Source organism: Pseudomonas sp. 5C2 (genome assembly GCF_034314155.1).
Classification (GTDB): Bacteria; Pseudomonadota; Gammaproteobacteria; order Pseudomonadales; family Pseudomonadaceae; genus Aquipseudomonas.
Genome location: NZ_JAVIWH010000003.1, coordinates 1,870,807 through 1,890,477, shown reverse-complemented (window position 1 = coordinate 1,890,477; position 19,671 = coordinate 1,870,807). Strand labels below are relative to the sequence as shown.

Sequence of the window (19,671 nt, the reverse complement as noted above, 5' to 3'; positions counted from 1 at the left end):
AAAAGTAGTAAAGGGAGCTTCATATCGTGAGAAAGACCAGTACCGTTCTATTAGCCGTGTCCGTTACCACCTTGGGCGCCATGGCTCATGCAGAAAACGCCAGCCAGGCGTTCGTCCCGACAACGTTGAGTACCTCCAACGCTCAAGACGGCGCCAAAGGCTTTATCGAAGACCAGCATCTGACAGGATCCACCCGTAACTTCTACGCACGGGAACGCAGTACGCGCGAAGACCTCTTCAGCTATCAAAAAAACGGCCAAAAAGTTCCCACCAACCGTCGTGATACCTGGACCCAAGGCACCATCTTCAACTACACCTCGGGCTTCACCGAAGGCACGGTCGGGATTGGCACTGAAGTCGCCATTTACAACGAAGTCGCGCTTGAAGCGGGCCATGCGCGTATCGCCGGCGGCGGAAACCGTACCCTCACCGATAGCAACGGTGATGCCGTCGACCAATGGAGCAAAATGGGCCTGGGCAACGTCAAGGCGCGTATTTCCAACAGCACATTGACCGCCGGTCGCCAGTCCATGAACACGCCGGTCATTGCCTACATTGGCAACCGTGCGCTGCCTTCGAGCTTCAACGGTTTCAGCCTGCTCAGCGAAGAGTTCAACAACCTGTCATTTCAGGCGGGCAGTTTCGACCGCGTATCGCCGCGTACCGAACAGAGCATGACCCGATTCCGCTCCGAGTACGCCAGCAGCACCGCCACCGCCGACCGCCTGAGCATGGCCGGTGTCGACTACAAACCCTCCAAAGCCCTGACGGCCAGCTTCTACGCATCTGACCTGGAAGACTTCTGGAAGCAGTACTACGTCGGCATCACTCACGACCTGGGTGACACCTCGATCGTGGGCCTGACCACCGGGTTCAACTACTACAAAACCAAGGACTCAGGCCAAAGCAAACTCGGCGCGATCGACAACGACACCTTCAGCCTGTCGTTCACCGCGACTCACCTTGCGCACAGCCTGACCTTCGCGTACCAGGAAGTGGCCGGTAACGAGTACTTCGACTACGCCCACGAGACCAACGGTATTTTTCTGGCCAACTCCCTGCTCTCGGACTTCAACGGACCGAACGAAAAATCCTTCCAGATCGGTTACGTGCTGAACATGGCTGCGTACGGCGTACCAGGGCTGAAATTCAATGTGTACGAGGCTCGTGGCTGGGGCATCGACGGTACTCACTACACCGGCACTGCCTACGACGTGAAAAAGATGGACGGTGAGAAACACCAGGAATACGGGATCGGCACCAGCTACACCCTGCAGAATGGCCCACTCAAGGACACCACTGTGCGCGCGACTTACACCACCCACCGCGCCAGTGAGAACCAAGTCGACGGCAGCCTGAACGAGTTGCGTCTGGTGACCACGATTCCATTCAACATTCTTTAAATCGTCGATAGCGCCTTGTGCGGCTGAAACCCGGAGCCCTCCGCAATCAGCCGCACAGGCCATCACCGCTCATGTGTTTACGGAGGGTCTATATGAAATTGCTTTCTCTACGAACCTCGATTGCGTTAGCTCTGCTCAGCGTCGCCGTCAGTGTTTCAGCCAAACCCCTGGTGGTCTGCACCGAGGCCAGCCCTGAAGGTTTCGATATTGTGCAGTACTCGACGGCCGTCACAGCCGACGCCTCGGCGGAAACTATCCTTGATCGACTGGTAGCGTTCATACCCGGCACCAGCGATACCGCACCGGGTCTGGCCGAACGTTGGGACATCAGCCCGGACGGCCTCAGCTATACCTTCCACTTGCGCCACGGGGTGAAATTCCAGACCACTGATTACTTCAAGCCGACGCGTGAGATGAATGCCGATGACGTCCTGTGGAGCTTCCAGCGTCAACTGGACCCGAAGCACCCATGGCATGATAAATCACTCCTCGGGTTCCCCTATTTCGAGAGCATGGGTTTTAATGACCTGCTCAAAAGCGTCGAAAAACTCGACGACTACACCGTCAAGTTCGCCCTGTCCCGTCCTGAATCTCCTTTCCTGCGCGACTTGGCAATGCCCTTTACGTCGATCTACTCAGCCGAGTACGGCGATCAATTGCTCAAGGCCGGTAAAACCGGCGAGCTGAACAGCAAACCTATTGGCACCGGCCCGTTCATCCTGGTTCGCTACGCCAAAGACGCACAGGTCCGTTTTAAAGCCAACCCTGACTACTGGAAGGGGACTGTGCCCAGCGAAGCGCTGATTTTCGCCATCACGCTCGACAACAATACTCGCCTGCAAAAGCTCAAGGCTAACGAGTGCCAGATCGCGCTTTATCCAAAACCTGACGACATTGCCAGCATCAAGGCTGACCCCAATCTCAAGATTGACGAGATGGAAGCCATGATGACCAGTTACATTGCGATCAATACGTCACACCCTTATTTGAGCGATGTGCGGGTGCGTGAAGCGATCAATATGGCCTTCGACAAAAAAGCCTATATCAGAGCCTTGTTCGGTGAAGGCAAAGCCACCGAAGGGGTCAACCCGTATCCGCCAACGCTTCTCGGCTACGCTGCAGATATCCAGAATCCACCTCGTGATCTGGACAAGGCCCGCGCACTATTGAAAGAAGCCGGTGTCCCAAAAGGGCAGGTGTTCACCCTGTTCAGCCGTAACGGTGGTGCCGTCACCAACCCGAATCCGCTGGTCGGCGCTCAGATGCTGCAATCGGATCTGGCGCAGATAGGTATCAAGGTGGATATTCGCGTTCTGGAATGGGGCGAGATGCTTAAGCGCGCCAAGAACGGAGAACATGACATGGTGTTCGCCGGCTGGGCAGGTGACAACGGTGACCCGGACAATTTCCTGACACCGATCCTCAGTTGTGACGCCGCAAAAAATGGTGAAAATTACGCCCGTTGGTGCAACAAGGCATTCGAAGAAGCTATCTCCAAGGCACGCGCGACGACCGACCCCGCAGAACGAGCCGTACTCTACGAGCAAGCCCAGCACATTTTTCACCAGGAACAACCGTGGATAAGTTTGGCCCACCCCAAACTGTTTACGGCGATGCGCAAGAATGTCGAGGGCTATCACATCAGTCCGCTGACCAATAACAACTTCGCCACCACTCGGGTGAAGTAGATAAAAACACCGGTGCCGCTCGTAACCCGAGCTTCACCGGGGCACGCCTAACCGGCTGATGAGGTACACCAGAAGATGTTTAGTTTTATTGCCCGCCGCGTGGGATTGTTGATACCCACCTTCTTCGGCATCACCCTGCTGACCTTTGCCTTGATTCGCTTGATCCCGGGTGATCCGGTCGAAGTCATGATGGGGGAGCGCCGGGTCGATCCGGAAATGCACGCTCAAGCCATGGAACGTCTTGGCCTGAACAAACCCCTGTATGCGCAGTACCTCGATTACGTCGGCAAGCTCGCCCACGGCGATCTCGGCGAATCGTTGCGCACGCGCGAAAGCGTCTGGACGGAGTTCACCGCGCTGTTCCCCGCCACCCTGGAGCTGGCGACTACCGCGCTGATTTTCGCGGGCATCCTGGGCCTGCTGGCCGGGGTGATCGCGGCACTCAAGCGGGGATCGCTGTTCGACCATGGGGTCATGGGCATCTCCCTCGCGGGGTATTCGATGCCGATCTTCTGGTGGGGCCTGATCCTGATCATGTTCTTCTCGGTATCGCTGGGCTGGACCCCCGTGTCCGGGCGCATCGACCTGCTGTACGACATACCGCCGAGAACCGGCTTCATGCTGATCGATACGTTGCTCAGTGATGAAGCAGGCTCCTTCCTAGATGCCCTGCATCACTTGATTCTGCCGGCCATCGTGCTGGGCACCATCCCCTTGGCGGTGATCGCCCGGATGACTCGCTCTTCGATGCTCGAAGTGCTGCGTGAAGACTATGTGCGTACCGCCCGGGCCAAAGGCCTGTCGCCGGCGCGGGTAGTGTTCGTTCACGGCCTGCGTAATGCGCTGATCCCGGTACTGACTGTATTCGGTCTGCAAGTCGGCACACTGCTGGCGGGTGCGGTACTGACCGAAACGATTTTCTCCTGGCCCGGTATCGGCAAGTGGCTGATCGAAGCCATTGGCGCCCGGGACTATCCCGTGGTGCAAAACGGCATCCTGTTAATCGCCTGCCTGGTGATTCTGGTCAACTTCGTGGTGGACATCCTCTACGGCTTTGCCAACCCACGCATCCGTCACCAGCGCTGAGATCATCCTAATGAGCACACCTACTCCCGTGGTAGCAGTCGATCAAAGCCTGCTGTACCCCTCGCCGTACAAAGAATTCTGGCAAGCATTTGCGCAAAACAAAGGCGCCGTTGCCGGTCTGATATTCATGACCTTGATCGTGTTCTGTGCCCTTTTCGCCCCGTGGGTCGCGCCCCATGACCCCACCGAGCAATACCGCGACTTCCTGCTGACCCCACCGGTCTGGCTCGCAGGCGGCCAATGGCAATTCCTGCTCGGCACCGATGAATTGGGCCGCGACCTGCTGTCGCGTCTGATCACAGGCTCGCGCCTATCGCTGCTGATCGGTTTGTCCTCGGTGGTCATGTCATTGATTCCGGGGATTCTGATGGGCCTGCTCGCCGGGTTCTTCCCGCGTATTCTCGGCCCGTCGATCATGCGCCTGATGGACGTCATGCTGGCCCTGCCATCGCTGCTGCTGGCTGTAGCCATTGTCGCCATCCTCGGCCCTGGCCTGATCAACACCATCATCGCAATTGCTGTCGTGTCCCTGCCTTCGTACGTGCGCCTGACCCGTGCCGCAGTGATGGGCGAACTGAACCGCGACTACGTCACTGCTGCCCGTCTGGCCGGTGCCAATCTGCCGCGCTTGATGTTCATCACCGTGCTGCCTAACTGCATGGCGCCGCTGATCGTACAAGCGACCTTGAGCTTTTCCTCGGCGATTCTCGATGCCGCGGCTCTGGGCTTCCTTGGCCTGGGCGTGCAACCGCCAACCCCTGAATGGGGAACCATGCTGGCGTCGGCCCGTGACTACATCGAACGCGCCTGGTGGGTCGTAAGTCTGCCCGGTCTGACCATTTTGCTCAGCGTGCTGGCAATCAACCTGATGGGTGACGGACTGCGCGACGCGCTGGACCCGAAACTCAAGAATGCCGCCTGAGGAGATTCGTATGTCACTTTTAGAAATCAAGAATCTCAACGTTCGCTTCGGCGACGCCAAGGCCGTGCCGGTTGTCGACGGCCTGGACCTCAGCGTGGAAAAAGGCGAAGTACTGGCCATTGTCGGCGAATCGGGTTCCGGTAAATCGGTCACCATGATGGCGCTGATGAGCTTGATCGATCCACCCGGCGTGGTCTCTGCCGATTCCCTGAGCTTCGATGGCCAGGAACTGCTCAAGCTCAGTGCGCGTCAGCGTCGACGGATCATCGGCAAAGACATGGCGATGGTCTTCCAGGACCCGATGACCGCACTCAACCCCAGCTATACCGTGGGTTTCCAGATCGAGGAAGTGTTGCGCCAGCACTTGAACATGTCTGGCAAAGCCGCCCGCCAACGCGCACTGGAACTGCTGGAGAAAGTAGAGATCCCCGGCGCTGCTGCTCGCTTGCACGCCTACCCGCACCAACTGTCCGGCGGCATGAGCCAGCGTGTGGCGATTGCCATGGCGATTGCCGGCGAGCCGAAACTGCTGATCGCCGACGAACCGACCACGGCGCTGGACGTGACCATTCAGGCACAAATCATGGACCTGCTGCTGAGCCTGCAAAAAGAGCAGGACATGGCACTGGTGCTGATCACCCACGACCTGGCGGTAGTCGCCGAAACGGCCCAGCGCGTGTGCGTGATGTACGCGGGGCAAGCCGTTGAAATCGGTCAGGTGCCGGGGTTGTTCGACGTCCCCGCTCACCCTTACAGCGAAGCCTTGCTGGCCGCGATCCCCGAACACAGCATGGGCGCAGAACGTCTGGCGACACTGCCCGGCATGGTGCCAGGACGTTATGACCGACCACAGGGCTGCCTGCTGTCACCGCGCTGCCCCTACGTGCAAGACAACTGCCGGACACAGCGTCCAGGCCTGGACTCGAAAGCCCATAGCCTTGCCCGCTGTTTTTACCCGCTGAATCAGGAGCTGGTGTTATGAGCGTCGTTCTTACCGCCCGCGACCTTACCCGTCACTACGAAGTATCCCTTGGCCTGTTCAAAGGGCACGCTCTGGTTCGCGCCCTTAACGGCGTGTCCTTCGAGCTGGAAGCTGGCAAGACCCTGGCGGTGGTCGGCGAATCGGGCTGTGGCAAGTCCACCCTGGCGCGCGCCCTGACCCTGATCGAAGAGCCCTCCTCCGGCTCGCTGAAAATCGCCGGGCAAGAAGTTACCGGTGCCAGCAAAGCCGAACGCAAACAGATGCGACGCGACGTGCAGATGGTGTTCCAGAGCCCTTATGCATCGCTTAATCCACGGCAGAAAATCGGTGATCAGTTGGGCGAGCCGTTGCTGATCAACACCAATCTGACCCGTGCCGAGCGCCGGGAAAAAGTCCAGGCGATGATGCAACAGGTCGGGCTGCGACCCGAGCATTATCAGCGTTACCCGCACATGTTCTCTGGCGGTCAGCGCCAACGTATCGCCCTGGCGCGCGCCATGATGCTGCAACCCAAGGTGTTGGTGGCGGATGAACCGACCTCCGCGCTGGACGTTTCGATTCAGGCGCAGGTACTCAACCTGTTCATGGATTTGCAGAAGGAGTTCAATACCGCTTACGTGTTCATCTCCCACAACCTGTCGGTGGTGCGTCACGTGGCCGACACGGTACTGGTGATGTACCTCGGACGTCCGGCGGAGATGGGACCCAAGGAAGAAATTTATAACCGGCCACTGCACCCTTATACCCAGGCACTGCTGTCGGCGACCCCGACTATCCACCCGGACCCGCTGAAGCCGAAGATCAAAATCATCGGTGAACTGCCCAACCCGCTCAACCCGCCAAGCGGCTGCGCCTTCCACAAGCGTTGCCCCTACGCGACCGAGCGCTGCACTATCGAAGAACCAGCCCTGCGTCTGCTGGACAACCGCCAGGTTGCCTGCCATCACGCAGAACAGTTCATCGTGTGACGGACTGAAGGCGGTGTGTCAACCACACCGCCTTCGCGAACGTTTGACGCGGTGTGTCTGACACACCGCGCTCAATACACATCCCGTCGATAACGCCCCTGCTCGACTAAACTCGCGACCTCTAGCGCCCCTAGCACGTCGACCAGTACATCTTCGACACCCATTGCCATGCCTTGCAGGCTGCCGCAGATATAAATGACCGCGCCTTCAGCCATCCACTTGCGCAACTCATCCGCGGATTCACGCAAACGGTCCTGCACATAGATTTTCTCGGCCTGATCGCGAGAAAACGCCAGGTCCAGTCGTGCCAGATCACCTGCCGCCAACCAACCTTGCAGCTCCTCTCGGCAATTAAAGTCGTGGGCGATATTGCGCTCGCCGAACAACAGCCAGTTGCGTTGCTGTCCTTGGGCAATGCGCGCTTTAAGCAAACTGCGCAACCCCGCCAGACCCGTGCCGTTGCCCAGCAGGATCATCGGCACCGCCTCGCGTGGCAGATGAAAGCTGCTGTTTCGTCTTAGACGCAGACTGATGGACGCGCTGAGCGTGGCCTGCTCAGTCAGCCAGCCTGAACCCAGCCCAAGGCGGCCATCTGCATGCACTTCCTGACGAACGATGAGCTGCAGGCTGCCGTCCGCCGGAATCGACGCGATGGAATATTCGCGTACGACAGCACTGTCAGGCGGCAGCACTTCGACCAGGTCCCCAGCGTCCCACTCCTGCGCAGTCGGTGGCGTCAGGCTCAGCAAAAACACCTTCGAACCTCCACTGCCGGGGTTCAGCCACTCACGTCGGCTCAATGTCCAATGGCTGAACGCCGGTGCCTGCCAAGCCATCGACGGCGCGCTACCGGTCAATTCCCCGAGCTGCCGTTGCCACTGCTGCAGCGCGACGCTGTCAGCACTGTCGACTTCAATCGGCGCGAACAGCGTGTTACCGCCGCGCTCGGCCAGCCAGCCGTGCAAGCGTCTGGCGAAGCCGCAGAAATGCTGATACTGGCGGTCGCCCAGGGCCAGCACCGCGTAGTTCAGGTTACTCAGCGACAAGGGCTGGCCGAGCAACGTGCGCTCGAAGCCTCGAGCACTGTCTGGTGCCTCGCCGTCACCAAAAGTGCTGACGACGAACAAGGCATTGTGGCTTTGCTTCAAATCCTGCGCCGTGATGTCCGCCAAGCGCTGTACACGCACCGGCAAGCCCGTCGCCTGTAGCTGCCCGGCTGTCTGCCACGCCAGCTGTTCAGCGAAACCGCTTTGGCTGGCGAAGCCGATCAGCCAGGCAGGCGCGTCGCTGGCCGTGCCGACATCTCGCATCAGTTGGCCACGCGCAGTTTTGATCTGGCGTTTCTTGCGCCGACGGTCTAGGTACAACAACCACCCGGTGATAAAAAACAGCGGCATCATCAGCGATGCAACCGTCACCACCACGCGCCCGACGATCCCGAAATAACTGCCCACGTGCAGCGCATAATTGCTGATCAACACCTGCGTGGAGAGGCTCTTGTCGGCATAGCGGGATACGGCGCCGACCTTACCCGTGGCCGGGTCGAGGGTGATCTGGTTCAGGGCTCGCGGGTGCGGCGAATCCTTGAGCAGGTAATAGACCGTCGCTGCCTGCCCCGCCACAGGGGGCAGTCGCAGGTTCCAGCTGCTCAGTTCAGGGCCTGCGACGCTTTGAATACTGGTCCACACCGCAGGGTAGTCAACCATCGGCAACGGACCTTCTGCTGCCGGCTGCCCACGACTTGGGCGACCGCCGCCGCCCTTGCGCTGCTCGCCAGCGGGCGCGTCGCCCAGCAGTTTAGTCACACCGTTGCTGTACCAGTCGTAGGACCACATCAGGCCAGTCAGCGCTGACACCAGATAGAACACCAGGCACCACGTGCCCAAAACCGAGTGCAAATCCCATTTGAAACCTCGGCCTTTTTTTGCCCAGTCCAGGGTCAACCAAATGCGCCAGTTCAAGGCTCTGCGCGGCCAACGCATATAAAGACCAGACAGACATAAAAACACCAGAATCAAGGTGCTGGCAGCGGTGACCTGCTTACCGAACTCGCCCAACACCAGGCTACGGTGCAACTGCAGATTCAGACCGAAAAAATCCTGCCCGAAGACCTCTCCCTGCAATTGGCCGGTGTAGGGGTCGAAGTACTTCAGCTCGCCACGACGCTCCCCCGGCGGCGGCGTAAATGCCACCCGTGCAGCCTTGTCACTGTCGGCATCGACCCACAGCGAAGCGACCACCTTGCCCGTCTGAGCCTCAAGTTTGCTGACCAGTTCAACCGGCGATAAAACCCCTGAGACGCGTTGCTCCACGCGTAACTGACTCGGGTTGAGCGCCTCCAATAGCTCGTCCTGAAACGAGTTGATCGCCCCCGAAACACCCATCAAGGCCAGGACCAGTCCGGCGCTGATACCAAAGAACCAGTGCACCTGAAACAGGTTTTTTTTCAACACCGTGGCTTACCTCACTCAACCGCTGCGGCACATCACGCGCCCAGGCAGCATGCATTCTCGATTGCACAGGCAAGCGCCCGGGTCACGTAAATGAACCGGGCGTTGAATGACCATGGCTTAGAAGTGGAAATTGACACCCATCAGCGCGGTACGACCGGCCGCAACGTGCGCGTAGTGGGTCTGGAACACCTGATCGAAATAACGCTTGTCGGTCAGGTTCTGCACGTTGAGCTGCAAGTCGACGTTCTTGGTCAGGCGATAGGTCGCCATCGCGTCATAGCGCCAGTAGGACGGGACTTCCACCGAGTTGGCTTCGTTGCCGAAACGTGAATCGACGAAGGTGGCTCCAGCGCCGAGGGTCAGTTTCGGCATCACGTCATAGGTCGACCACAGATTGAAACTGTTACGCGGGGTGCTTGGCATGTGATTGCCCTGGTCCGCCGCAAGGGTGGTTTTGACCAGTTCGCTTTCCATGTAGGTGTAGCCGCCGTAGACCTTCCACTTGCGGGTGATGTTGCCGGCGTAAGTGAACTCCAAACCATCGACGCGCTGTTCGCCATCCAGGACCTGGACGGTCGCGTTATCCGGGTCGTTGATGCGGGCGTTGGTTTTTTCGGTGCGGAACAGCGCAGCGGTTAACGACAGGTCATCGTTAAAGAAGTCCCACTTGGTGCCCACCTCATAGCTGCGGTTCTTTTCTGGCTCGAGATCGGCGTTGTTGGCGGCGATTTCCAGACCACCGTTACCGCTGGTTTCACCCGCCGGGTTGCTGGAGGTGGACCATGCCGCGTAAACGCTGCCGTTAGGCAGTGGCTTGAAAACCAGGCCAACCTGGTAGTTCAGCAGCCCGCTGGTTTTCTGCCGGGAAAAGGTGCCGGCAGACGTGGTGCGCCCGGCAGTCGCATACCCGCTGGACTCAACGTCGTAGTGGTCATAGCGCAGGCCTAGGTTGAGCGACCATTGTTCGTCGAACTTCAGGGTATCGAACACATACGCAGCGCTGGTTTTGGTGTCGGTATCGGTGAACGCCTGACTGTCCGTGATGGTCCCGTTCCACGCGTCACCGGGCGTCGGGTTGTACAGGCTGGTGCAATCGCCGGACGCCAGCAACGCCGATGAGCATGTCGATGCCATGGCGCCGCCGCTGGCGTTGAGCACGTTGTAGTTGCGGTTGTGGGTGTCCTGATAGCTGAACTCCAGCCCGGTCACCAGGCTGTGCTCAATGAAGCCACTGTTGAACCTGGCGCTCAGGTCCGTCTGGTTGACGAAGCCGCTGGAGGTCGAGTTACGGCTTTTGGCCGAGCGCGAAACGGTTCCGTTTGCCACGTTGCCACGGCTGTCGTCCGGATTAGTGACGATGTAGTCCAGGGTCGAGCGCGACATGCGGAAGCTGTTGGACACCGTCAGGCTGTCGTTCAGGTCGTGCTCGATCCTGATCGTACCGCTGTCGTTGGTGCTTTTGCGGTAATCGCGATCAGTCAGGCCATAGAAATTGTCCTTGCTGACGCTTGCGGGTTTGTCGACATTGTATTTGCTGCGGGCGGTACCGCTATTGGTCAACGGGATGCCGTAGTCCGGCATGTCATTGGTGTCCAGATGGTAGTAGTCGACCCTCACCCGGGTATCGGTGCCCAAGCCAAACGCGAAGGATGGCGCCACGCCCCAGCGGCTGACGTCCACAGCATCACGGCCAGCCACGTTGGCCTCGTGCTTCATCAGGTTCAGGCGGAACGCTGAGGTGTCGGTCATCTGCTGGTTGATGTCCAGCGTATAACGTTGGGTCTGGTCGGAGCCGAAGGTGTAGCCGCCGTTATAGGCGTCTCCCAAGTGGGCGCCCTTGGTGATCAGGTTCAAGCTGCCACCGGTAGAACCCGCTCCGGTGAACGCCGAGCCTGGACCCTTGCTCACTTCCACCGATTCGATGTTGAAGATTTCGCGGCTTTGCGCGGCGATGTCGCGCATACCGTCGATAAATACGTCGCTCTCGGCGTTGAAGCCGCGAATGATCGGCCGGTCGGCGGCGGGATTACCGCCCTCGCCTGCTCCAAAGGTGATGCCGGGCGTGGTGCGCAATGCATCGGCCAGACTGGTGGCCCCGGTGTCGCGGATGACTTGTTGCGGGATCACGGTGACGCTCTTCGGCGTCTCGCGCAATGGAGCGGTGTATTTCTTCGACGCGGAGTCGTCGGCCTTGTAAGCCGTGTCTGTCTGCTCGCCAGTGATAGTGGTGGCACCCAGAGCAACGGCCTTGTCCTCAGTACTCTCAGCCGCCTGAGCCATGTGGCCCACGGACATCGTAGCGATGGCCACGCCGACCGCTGAAGCCAGTGAACGCGACGAGTTGGCAGAAGATTTTAGTTGTTGGCACGACATGGTGAGTTCCTTCCCCAAGGAGTTAAGGCGAAGGAATATAGTGCAAACAGGTATTACTATCAATTGAGATAGATTATTATTCGCAATCTTTCTTCCTACAGGTTCTGCGGCATGCTCCTACATATTCCCGGCTTATTTTCTCGCGAAGAGGTGCTGCGCATCCGCAAGGCTCTGGAGCAGGCGGACTGGGCAGACGGTAAGGTCACTGCGGGCTACCAATCGGCCAAGGCCAAGCACAACTTGCAACTGCCCGAAGGCCACCCGTTGGCGATCGAGATCGGCTCCGCCCTGCTGGATCGACTGTGGGCCAATCCGCTGTTCATGTCGGCAGCCCTTCCGCGCAAGGTGTTTCCCCCGCTGCTTAACTGCTACACCGCCGGTGGCAGCTTTGATTTCCATATCGATAACGCTGTGCGTCAGGCCAAGGGCAGCCCGGAGCGGGTGCGTACCGACTTGTCGTCCACCCTGTTTTTCAGCGACCCTGATGAGTACGACGGCGGCGAGCTGGAAATTCAGGACACCTACGGCACCCGCCAGATCAAACTGCCTGCTGGCGATCTGCTGCTCTACCCCAGTACCAGCCTGCACAAAGTCAATGCGGTGACTCGCGGCGCGCGTTACGCCTCGTTCTTCTGGACGCAAAGCCTGGTTCGTGAAGACAGCCAGCGTGCGCTGCTGTTTGAAATGGACAATGCAATCCAGCAACTGACCCAGGACGTGCCCGATCATCCTTCACTGATCCAGTTGACCGGCACTTACCACAACCTGCTGCGCCGTTGGGTCGAGGTGTGAAGCATGACCTTCTCCCTGCTACGTGAAGAAACTGTGGACGGCGACCAGCTCAGCGCGATGCTGGTGCAAAACCCCGTACGCGCCGCACAAGCGATCCTCAGCGCGGCGAAAGCCAACTTCGTCGACGCTCAGGCGTTGCTGGGACAGATTCTGCTCGACGGCAATGGTATCGAGCGCGACCCGGAGCTGGCGGTGACCTGGTTTCAGATTGCGACCAGAAACGGCCATGCCATGGCGCAGAACATGTTGGGGCGCTGCCATGAACATGGCTGGGGCTGCTGCGCCAGCCCGCTTAAAGCAGCCGCGTACTATCAAGCGGCCGCTGACGCCGGGCTGGACTGGGGGCTATATAACCTGGGCAACCTATTGGCCACCGGGCGTGGCGTTACCCAGGATCAGCAACGCGCGCTGGCCTGTTACCGCCAGGCAGCCGAATGGGGTCACGCCAAATCCATGAACCTGGTAGGCCGCTATCTCGAAGAAGGCTGCGTCTGTCCCGTTGACCTGCCAGCCGCCCATGAGTGGTATCGGTGTTCGGCCGAAGGCGGCGACTTTCGCGGCCAGTTCAGCCATGCCGCGATCCTTGCGGACAATGGGAAAGTCGACGAAGCCTTGCATTGGCTAAGCATCGCCCTGGAGAACGGCAATCTGAATTTTCTGCGTGTGAGCAGCACGACGCTATCAGGCGCGGCACATTCGGAAATAAGAGCGTTGGCGGTCAAGTACCGCGAACGGATAACGGCACGTAAAAACTCGCTGAAGTACATAATTAAATAATACACTTCGCTCCCTATAATTACACTTACTCGATAACTACTTACTTCCTACATCCCACGCTCCTTTTTCCATTTTGACACCCCTGCGTGCACGCTCTACTCTCTTCATCAGCAACTAATCAACCCACGAAAGTATTCACAGTGCTCTGTCGAGACTCTCTCTACGAGCCTCATGGATAAACATCAAAAGGAATTAACAGTATGAGCAATGAAGCCCTGTCTTTAAACGGTATAACCGACGATGAACTGGATAAGCTAGCCGATAATGCCGCGACGATACCCGCCGAATTTGTTGGTGCCTCGACCGGCGCCATGAAGGGCGTCAATCGTCCTCCTGGCATCGTCGTGACCAAAGAGCAGATTATCAGTCTACGGCATTACGAATTGCAGGCACTGGCGCTGCCAACGACACTGCAGGACGTAAAAAATTATTTGAAATATGACACCGGTGACGGTGCCGACAACGGACTAGAGCCAGAAGACTTCCAGAAGAGTTTCCTGCTTATCCACAAGCATGCGCAACGCTGGGCCCCCCTGCGGACGCAACTTAAACTCGTGGGCGGTGAGCTCCGGCTATTTGCCAAAGACATGCAAGTGTACGGCGATTCCATGGAGAAGGTTAACGACGACATCGAGCAGATGAAGGTACTGAAGGAGTACTCCATCGAAACCCTTGAAGATGTGAAAAAGCTCGAACTCGATCTGGGGGAAAAATTTCCTGGCATCCTGCTCAATGAAGCGGACAAAAAAACCGCTTCGGACTTTTCCTTTTATCTGGGGCAAATCCTTGAAACGGTTGAGGCGCGCAAGAACGACGCCGAAGCGATTAAGAAACAACTGGACGATTTTAGCCGTGACTTGAGCATCTATGTGCTCCCCGAGATACAAAAAAAAGTACGTCTGATCGACACCAGCTCGCTCCCTGAATTGACCATGCAACTGACGGCCACCATTGAATTACGCGCCCAAGAAATTGACGAGCTCAATAAAGCCTATGGCGAAGGGGTCAAAAAGGCTATTACTACGGCGCTCGCCGGCGGTGGTTTGATCTTGGGTATCTATTTCGGAATCGAGGCGGACAATATACGTAAGCAGCGAAATGAGCTGATGAAAAAACAGGCACTCGATATTCAGGAGCTTCAGAAGAAGAACAACGTTCTCGGTTCATTAAGCCGTGTCAAATTCGACATGCAAGACTTACAAACCGTTGTATTGGACGCTGATGTCGCCACGCAAAATTTACGACACTCCTGGAACTCGGTTTATCAGTTTATCGAGCGTTCTCATTTACACACGCAAAAAATCGATAATGCGTTGAGTGTTCGCCGTTTCATGACCCGTTTCCAACAAGTTATTGAACCGTGGTCTGATATCGAAAAAGAAGCTTCATTTCTGTTGGAAATATTTAACGACGCGGATGAAGAATACAAACGAATTTATGGAGAGCAATAAGATGACCACCACCAATAACGTCGTCACCCTCGGTGCCCATGCTAATTTTGCAGCGCCCGATATGCAGCAACTGACCGGCGCCGTGCGTGCAATCAGGGACTTGAGTGCCAACACCGACGTGCAGTTCCTGAAGGTCAGCTACTTGCCAAACCTGCACGACAAGTTCAAGCGCCTGACCGGAGACGTCTACGACAGTAATAGCCAGGTCCGCGAGTCTTCCCAGAAATTGATGCACCAGCTGATGGCCGCACTCAAGACCGTAAGACTCAATGAAACAGCGCCGGCCCCGTTAACCGACGAGCGTACGGCCGAAAGCATCGAGATGATCAGCGATACCCTTGATGTCGTGAAGTTAGAAGGTGGAAAACTGGAAGCCCGTCTAAGCGCAGTCAGTTGGCCGCTGGATCGTCAAAGTACTGACTCGTTTATCGCTGGCCTGACGGATGACATCACACGCATCACCCAGGACATTGATCAAGCCACCACCACGGTCGATAGGTTGAATGAGCAGCGTAAGGTGCTGACCGCGGGGATTGACGCGCTGGAAACCAAAGACATAACTGCATTCGGAAAAGATAGCATTCTGACTGCCGAGAAGGTGCTGGCTCTGGGGGTGACGCCGCCGGAAGTCGAACTCATCAAGCTAGCCTTGGAGCAGATGAAGAAACTGGTAGAAGAGATTGGAAAAGGTATTACTTTCTTCACTCTTGTCAAAGAACGCGATGCACTGGTAAGTAAAATCAACAGAACTCGCGACACCGACGCTCTAAAAAATAATGAAAAGCGACTCATGGAACAGCGCATCGAGTTTATCAACACGCTATACAGCATTGATGATCAACGAGTGCTATACGTTAATGAGGCCCGCAAGATCAATCTGTCGACCCAGCGGTTCATTGACACCCAGAGTGCCCACTCCGCATCCACTGAAGAACGTGTGGCCGTGTTTATCGAAGGCGCTGTTGCTTTCAGTGACTATTTAAACGTGATCGATAAATCGCCAACGCAATAAGTACGGCACGCCAGCGTGTATGGCTGGGCCGGGCACTGCGGTGAACGGGCCTGGCCTTGTTGTCAACAGTATTGAACTGAGAAGGGGAAGTGTATGACCGTTTTCTTGATCAACGAGAGAGATATTGCTGGCCTGAATAATTATATGTATTTCTTGAGCGAGCTCCCCGAATACATTGAGTCGTTTAAAATAAACTTCGACCTGGTGAGTCCGAAAGACTATGGCACGTACATCGAACCTGCGCTCGACCATATCGTTCCACAAGCCACAAAGCTATCGAACCTCTGGACCATCAACCGTAAACCTCTGCAACAGCTTCATGGGGAACTGGACGACTCACTCAAAGCACTGATTGCATTTTCCGAACGGGTGTCCGCGCATGTGGGGCGACTCAGCAGCACGGGCAAGAGAAGTTCTATCGGACAAGACGGAGATGAAAATCTGCTGATCGACTTATTCGGTCCGTTGAAAAAAGAGCCGACCAACAGCGTGAACGATATCCTCCGGCAGTGCGCAGAGGAAATAAATCACTATCAGCATATCTTTGTCGAGAAAGGTTCTATCGCTTCCGAACTGGAGCGTTCGGCCTACAGCATTATCCCTCGCATCATTGATTTCATGAACAATCATATCAACGCGCATGGACACTCTGCGTCCTACCCTCCCGATCGGTTGGAAACGGCGAAGAGCCGAGTACTGTTGACAAAAAAACAGTACGAGCAGTATACGTCCTCCGCGTGTAATATGAAGGTTTACTGTTTTCGCATCAACTACCTGATCGCGAGAGCGCAGAACAAATTACCCCTGTTAAACAAGCATTCCACTTGGTCAAACTTTGATCTTTCCATGAGACTGATGTCGGCATCGCTCATGGAGATATTGACATTATCCAAGAGCATGGGGCGTTTGTTAATCATAAATATCTAACATGCAATAGCACACTTAAACGCATAAAAAAACCCATGACACGTCATGGGTTTTTTATTCCAGGAACGTTTACACGTAATAAGATTTCAATGGTGGGAAGCCATTGAACTCAACTGCGCTGTAGCTGGTGGTGTACGCGCCGGTGGACAACCAGTACAAGCGGTCGCCGATGGCCAGGTTCAGTGGCAGGCCATACTTGTAGTTCTCGTACATGATGTCGGCGCTGTCGCAGGTTGGGCCCGCGATGACCACTTCTTCCATCTCGCCATTCTTCTCGGTCCAGATCGGAAACTTGATGGCTTCGTCCATGGTTTCGATCAAGCCAGAGAACTTTCCCACGTCCGTGTAAACCCATCGCTCTACGGCGGTACGCGATTTACGTGCAACCAATACTACTTCGCTGACCAGAATACCTGCGTTGGCAATCAACGAACGGCCTGGCTCCAGAATGATTTCCGGCAAATCGTCGCCGAAGTCTTCCTTGAGGAAGCGGATGATTTCTTCCGCGTAGGTTTCCAGGCTGTTGGTACGGGTAATGTAGTTGGCCGGGAAGCCGCCCCCCATATTGATCAGCTTGAGAATGATGCCGTCTTCTTCTTTCAATCGCTCGAAGATTACTTTGACCTTGGCGATGGCTGCGTCCCACACACTGATGTCACGCTGCTGCGAACCTACGTGGAACGAGATGCCGTAAGGCACCAGGCCCAGTTCACGTGCGAGGATCAGAAGGTCCATGGCCATATCGGTCTGGCAACCGAACTTGCGGGACAATGGCCAGTCAGCCGTGGTCGAGCCTTCAGTGAGAATACGCACATAGACTTTCGAACCCGGCGCGGCCTTGGCAATGTTGCGCAGGTCGGCTTCAGAGTCGGTGGCATACAGACGCACGCCCTTCTCGTAGAAGTAGCGAATGTCTTTGGATTTCTTGATGGTGTTGCCGTAGCTGATCAGGTCTGGACCAACGCCCTGATTCATGACCTTGTCCAGCTCGTAGATCGAAGCGATATCGAAGTTCGAACCCTTGCTTTTGAGCAGGTCGATGATTTCCACCGCAGGGTTGGCTTTGACAGCGTAATAGATCTTGGCGAAATCAAAGCCTGCGCGCAGGTCGTCGTAGGCCTTGCTGATCATTTGGGTATCAATGACCACGAACGGGGTTTCATGCTTGTCGGCGAACGCTTTCATTTTGTTGAAGGTTTCGCGCTCAAAATAGTCTTCGACCTGGATCGTCATGCTGGGAACTCCTACTGGCAAACTAAATTAATCAATGGGTGCAAATGAACGTCCTCCGTGTGTATCCCCACTTTGGTTCGCCTACTTCCCAAGGCATGTCCGCCGAAAGCAAAAAAGGTCAACCGGGCCCTGAGGGCGTCTGGGTGACCTTGCTGTCTCGTCGTCAGTACTTGAGCCGGATGGATCGTTTCCAGCATGGACGTTCGGCGCGAACTTTAGGACTTGAGGCGCTTGAGATCAACAAAAAATGTCGCGTTTTTGCACACGTCCGTCGCCAGACGAGGATCACTGACTTATGTAACGGACCGATGTGACAGCCTGATGTTCCCCGAGCCGGGATTTTGAGGGGAACCGAATCGCCCAAAGTCGCGGACCTGCGCGATCCGTTGTAGGAGCGCGCGTGCCCGCGATGGCATCAGATCAGACTGGCGCTGCCTGCTCAGCCAACTCTGCAGGCGAGGTGATGCTGGTTTTGCCGCCCTTCGAACGGCCCGAGCTCAGGTACTCGGCAATTGATTCCTGGGTGACTTCCCCGAGGAATACGCGCTCGGCGTCCATCACCGGCAACCATGACCGATTGAACTCGTACATGCGCGACAGCAGTATCCGCAGGTGTTCGTCGAACGCGGCGGTAGCATTGAATTCGCGCAGGTACTGTGCGCAAGTGCCTTGCTGACGGTGCAGGTCGCGTCGGCGGACATAGCCCAGGCCTTTGTTATCGGCATCGGTGACCACCACGTAGCGGCGGTCGAGTTCGTCCATCAACTCCAGCGCTTCGGCGACCGGGGTTTCCGGGCTGACGGACGGTGCGTTGTCGGCAGCATCTTCGGCGCGGACCAACAGCAGGCGTTTGAGCGTGCTGTCCTGCCCCACGAAGTTGCTGACGAAATCGTCTGCCGGGTGTGCCAGCAAGGTGTCTGGATGATCGAACTGAATCAGCTTGCCGCCACGGAAGATCGCGATCTTGTCGCCCAGCTTGATCGCTTCGTCGATGTCGTGGCTGACCATGATCACGGTCTTGTTCAGCGCCCGTTGCATCTCGAAGAACTCGTTCTGAATCATCTCGCGGTTGATCGGGTCGACCGCGCCGAAGGGTTCGTCCATCAGCAACAACGGGGCATCGGCCGCCAAAGCACGAATCACGCCAATTCGCTGTTGCTGACCACCGGACAACTCACGCGGGTAGCGGCTCAGGTACTGCTTGGGCTCAAGCTTGATCATGCTCATCAACTCGCGGGCACGGTCGTGGCATTTCTGTTTGTCCCAGCCCAGCAAACGCGGAACGATGGTGATGTTTTCTTCGATGGTCATGTTCGGGAACAGACCAATCTGCTGAATCACGTAGCCGATATTGCGACGCAGGGTCACTGCATCCAAATCAGCGGTGTCTTCGCCGTTGATCAACACCTTGCCGGAAGTCGGCATGATCAGCCGGTTGATCATTTTCAGCGTGGTGCTCTTGCCGCACCCAGAAGGCCCGAGGAATACACAGATCTCGCCTTCGTTGACGGTCAGGCTCACGGAATCCACGGCGATGACGTCTTTACCGTTGGTGTGAAACGTCTTGGTCAGGTTCTGAAGTTCGATCATTTGCTTTGGATTCA

General features: G+C 56.8%; 15 protein-coding genes. 11 read left to right on the top strand and 4 right to left on the bottom strand.

Going from position 1 to position 19,671, the window contains the following annotated elements:
- The first annotated feature begins 26 nt into the window (after window positions 1-26).
- From RGU44_RS23265 to RGU44_RS23240, 6 genes are all read left to right on the top strand, one after another.
- Window positions 27-1,403 (top strand): OprD family porin, encoded by a 1,377-nt coding sequence (locus RGU44_RS23265; protein WP_322278189.1) that lies wholly within the window; start codon window positions 27-29, stop codon window positions 1,401-1,403.
- Between the two features lie 92 nt (window positions 1,404-1,495).
- A complete protein-coding gene (locus RGU44_RS23260; protein ID WP_322278187.1) occupies window positions 1,496-3,091 on the top strand; it encodes an ABC transporter substrate-binding protein in 1,596 nt (531 codons plus the stop codon).
- A 75-nt stretch (window positions 3,092-3,166) separates the two neighbouring features.
- On the top strand, window positions 3,167-4,177 hold the full coding sequence (locus RGU44_RS23255) for an ABC transporter permease subunit (RefSeq protein ID WP_322278185.1): 1,011 nt from the start codon (window positions 3,167-3,169) through the stop codon (window positions 4,175-4,177).
- Window positions 4,178-4,187: 10 nt separating this feature from the next.
- On the top strand, window positions 4,188-5,099 hold the full coding sequence (locus RGU44_RS23250; RefSeq protein ID WP_322278183.1) for an ABC transporter permease subunit: 912 nt from the start codon (window positions 4,188-4,190) through the stop codon (window positions 5,097-5,099).
- Between the two features lie 10 nt (window positions 5,100-5,109).
- Window positions 5,110-6,081 carry an ABC transporter ATP-binding protein gene (locus RGU44_RS23245; protein ID WP_322278181.1) on the top strand — a complete coding sequence of 324 codons (972 nt, stop codon included), beginning with the start codon at window positions 5,110-5,112 and terminating at the stop codon, window positions 6,079-6,081.
- A complete protein-coding gene (locus tag RGU44_RS23240) occupies window positions 6,078-7,049 on the top strand; it encodes a peptide ABC transporter ATP-binding protein (RefSeq protein ID WP_322278179.1) in 972 nt (323 codons plus the stop codon). Before RGU44_RS23245 ends, RGU44_RS23240 begins: the two co-directional genes overlap by 4 nt.
- Before the next feature lie 71 nt (window positions 7,050-7,120).
- On the opposite strand, the gene RGU44_RS23235 is transcribed toward RGU44_RS23240, so the two are convergent.
- A complete protein-coding gene (locus RGU44_RS23235) occupies window positions 7,121-9,502 on the bottom strand; it encodes a sulfite reductase flavoprotein subunit alpha (RefSeq protein ID WP_322278177.1) in 2,382 nt (793 codons plus the stop codon).
- Between the two features lie 117 nt (window positions 9,503-9,619).
- Window positions 9,620-11,875, bottom strand: coding sequence for a TonB-dependent siderophore receptor (locus tag RGU44_RS23230; protein ID WP_322278173.1), 2,256 nt, complete (start codon window positions 11,873-11,875; stop codon window positions 9,620-9,622).
- A gap of 111 nt (window positions 11,876-11,986) precedes the next feature.
- On the opposite strand from RGU44_RS23230, the gene RGU44_RS23225 reads away from it, so the two are divergent.
- From RGU44_RS23225 to RGU44_RS23205, 5 genes are all read left to right on the top strand, one after another.
- Window positions 11,987-12,667, top strand: coding sequence for a Fe2+-dependent dioxygenase (locus RGU44_RS23225; protein WP_322278171.1), 681 nt, complete (start codon window positions 11,987-11,989; stop codon window positions 12,665-12,667).
- 3 nt (window positions 12,668-12,670) lie between these two features.
- Window positions 12,671-13,444, top strand: coding sequence for a tetratricopeptide repeat protein (locus RGU44_RS23220; RefSeq protein WP_322278167.1), 774 nt, complete (start codon window positions 12,671-12,673; stop codon window positions 13,442-13,444).
- Window positions 13,445-13,644: 200 nt separating this feature from the next.
- The gene (locus tag RGU44_RS23215) at window positions 13,645-14,895 is read left to right on the top strand and encodes an alpha-xenorhabdolysin family binary toxin subunit A (RefSeq protein ID WP_322278165.1); all 1,251 of its coding nucleotides are present in this window, start codon (window positions 13,645-13,647) and stop codon (window positions 14,893-14,895) included.
- A 1-nt stretch (window position 14,896) separates the two neighbouring features.
- On the top strand, window positions 14,897-15,907 hold the full coding sequence (locus RGU44_RS23210; protein ID WP_322278164.1) for an alpha-xenorhabdolysin family binary toxin subunit B: 1,011 nt from the start codon (window positions 14,897-14,899) through the stop codon (window positions 15,905-15,907).
- A gap of 93 nt (window positions 15,908-16,000) precedes the next feature.
- Window positions 16,001-16,834, top strand: a complete 834-nt coding sequence (locus RGU44_RS23205; RefSeq protein WP_322278162.1) for a hypothetical protein — start codon at window positions 16,001-16,003, stop codon at window positions 16,832-16,834.
- Window positions 16,835-16,903: 69 nt separating this feature from the next.
- On the opposite strand, the gene RGU44_RS23200 is transcribed toward RGU44_RS23205, so the two are convergent.
- Together RGU44_RS23200 and RGU44_RS23195 are read right to left on the bottom strand one after the other, a co-directional pair.
- Window positions 16,904-18,067: a type III PLP-dependent enzyme gene (locus RGU44_RS23200; protein WP_322278159.1), complete on the bottom strand. Its 1,164-nt coding sequence runs from the start codon at window positions 18,065-18,067 to the stop codon at window positions 16,904-16,906.
- A gap of 420 nt (window positions 18,068-18,487) precedes the next feature.
- Window positions 18,488-19,657 carry an ABC transporter ATP-binding protein gene (locus RGU44_RS23195; RefSeq protein WP_322278495.1) on the bottom strand — a complete coding sequence of 390 codons (1,170 nt, stop codon included), beginning with the start codon at window positions 19,655-19,657 and terminating at the stop codon, window positions 18,488-18,490.
- Between the last annotated feature and the right edge of the window lie 14 nt (window positions 19,658-19,671).

Bases quoted from the DNA above. Each gene is read 5' to 3' on its own strand.
- RGU44_RS23260 (WP_322278187.1), top strand. From the start codon at position 1,496: ATGAAATTGCTTTCTCTACGAACCTCGATTGCGTTAGCTCTGCTCAGC.
- RGU44_RS23255 (WP_322278185.1), top strand. From the start codon at position 3,167: ATGTTTAGTTTTATTGCCCGCCGCGTGGGATTGTTGATACCCACCTTC.
- RGU44_RS23250 (WP_322278183.1), top strand. From the start codon at position 4,188: ATGAGCACACCTACTCCCGTGGTAGCAGTCGATCAAAGCCTGCTGTAC.
- RGU44_RS23245 (WP_322278181.1), top strand. From the start codon at position 5,110: ATGTCACTTTTAGAAATCAAGAATCTCAACGTTCGCTTCGGCGACGCC.
- RGU44_RS23240 (WP_322278179.1), top strand. From the start codon at position 6,078: ATGAGCGTCGTTCTTACCGCCCGCGACCTTACCCGTCACTACGAAGTA.
- RGU44_RS23230 (WP_322278173.1), bottom strand. From the start codon at position 11,875: ATGTCGTGCCAACAACTAAAATCTTCTGCCAACTCGTCGCGTTCACTG.
- RGU44_RS23225 (WP_322278171.1), top strand. From the start codon at position 11,987: ATGCTCCTACATATTCCCGGCTTATTTTCTCGCGAAGAGGTGCTGCGC.
- RGU44_RS23220 (WP_322278167.1), top strand. From the start codon at position 12,671: ATGACCTTCTCCCTGCTACGTGAAGAAACTGTGGACGGCGACCAGCTC.
- RGU44_RS23215 (WP_322278165.1), top strand. From the start codon at position 13,645: ATGAGCAATGAAGCCCTGTCTTTAAACGGTATAACCGACGATGAACTG.
- RGU44_RS23210 (WP_322278164.1), top strand. From the start codon at position 14,897: ATGACCACCACCAATAACGTCGTCACCCTCGGTGCCCATGCTAATTTT.
- RGU44_RS23205 (WP_322278162.1), top strand. From the start codon at position 16,001: ATGACCGTTTTCTTGATCAACGAGAGAGATATTGCTGGCCTGAATAAT.
- RGU44_RS23200 (WP_322278159.1), bottom strand. From the start codon at position 18,067: ATGACGATCCAGGTCGAAGACTATTTTGAGCGCGAAACCTTCAACAAA.
- RGU44_RS23195 (WP_322278495.1), bottom strand. From the start codon at position 19,657: ATGATCGAACTTCAGAACCTGACCAAGACGTTTCACACCAACGGTAAA.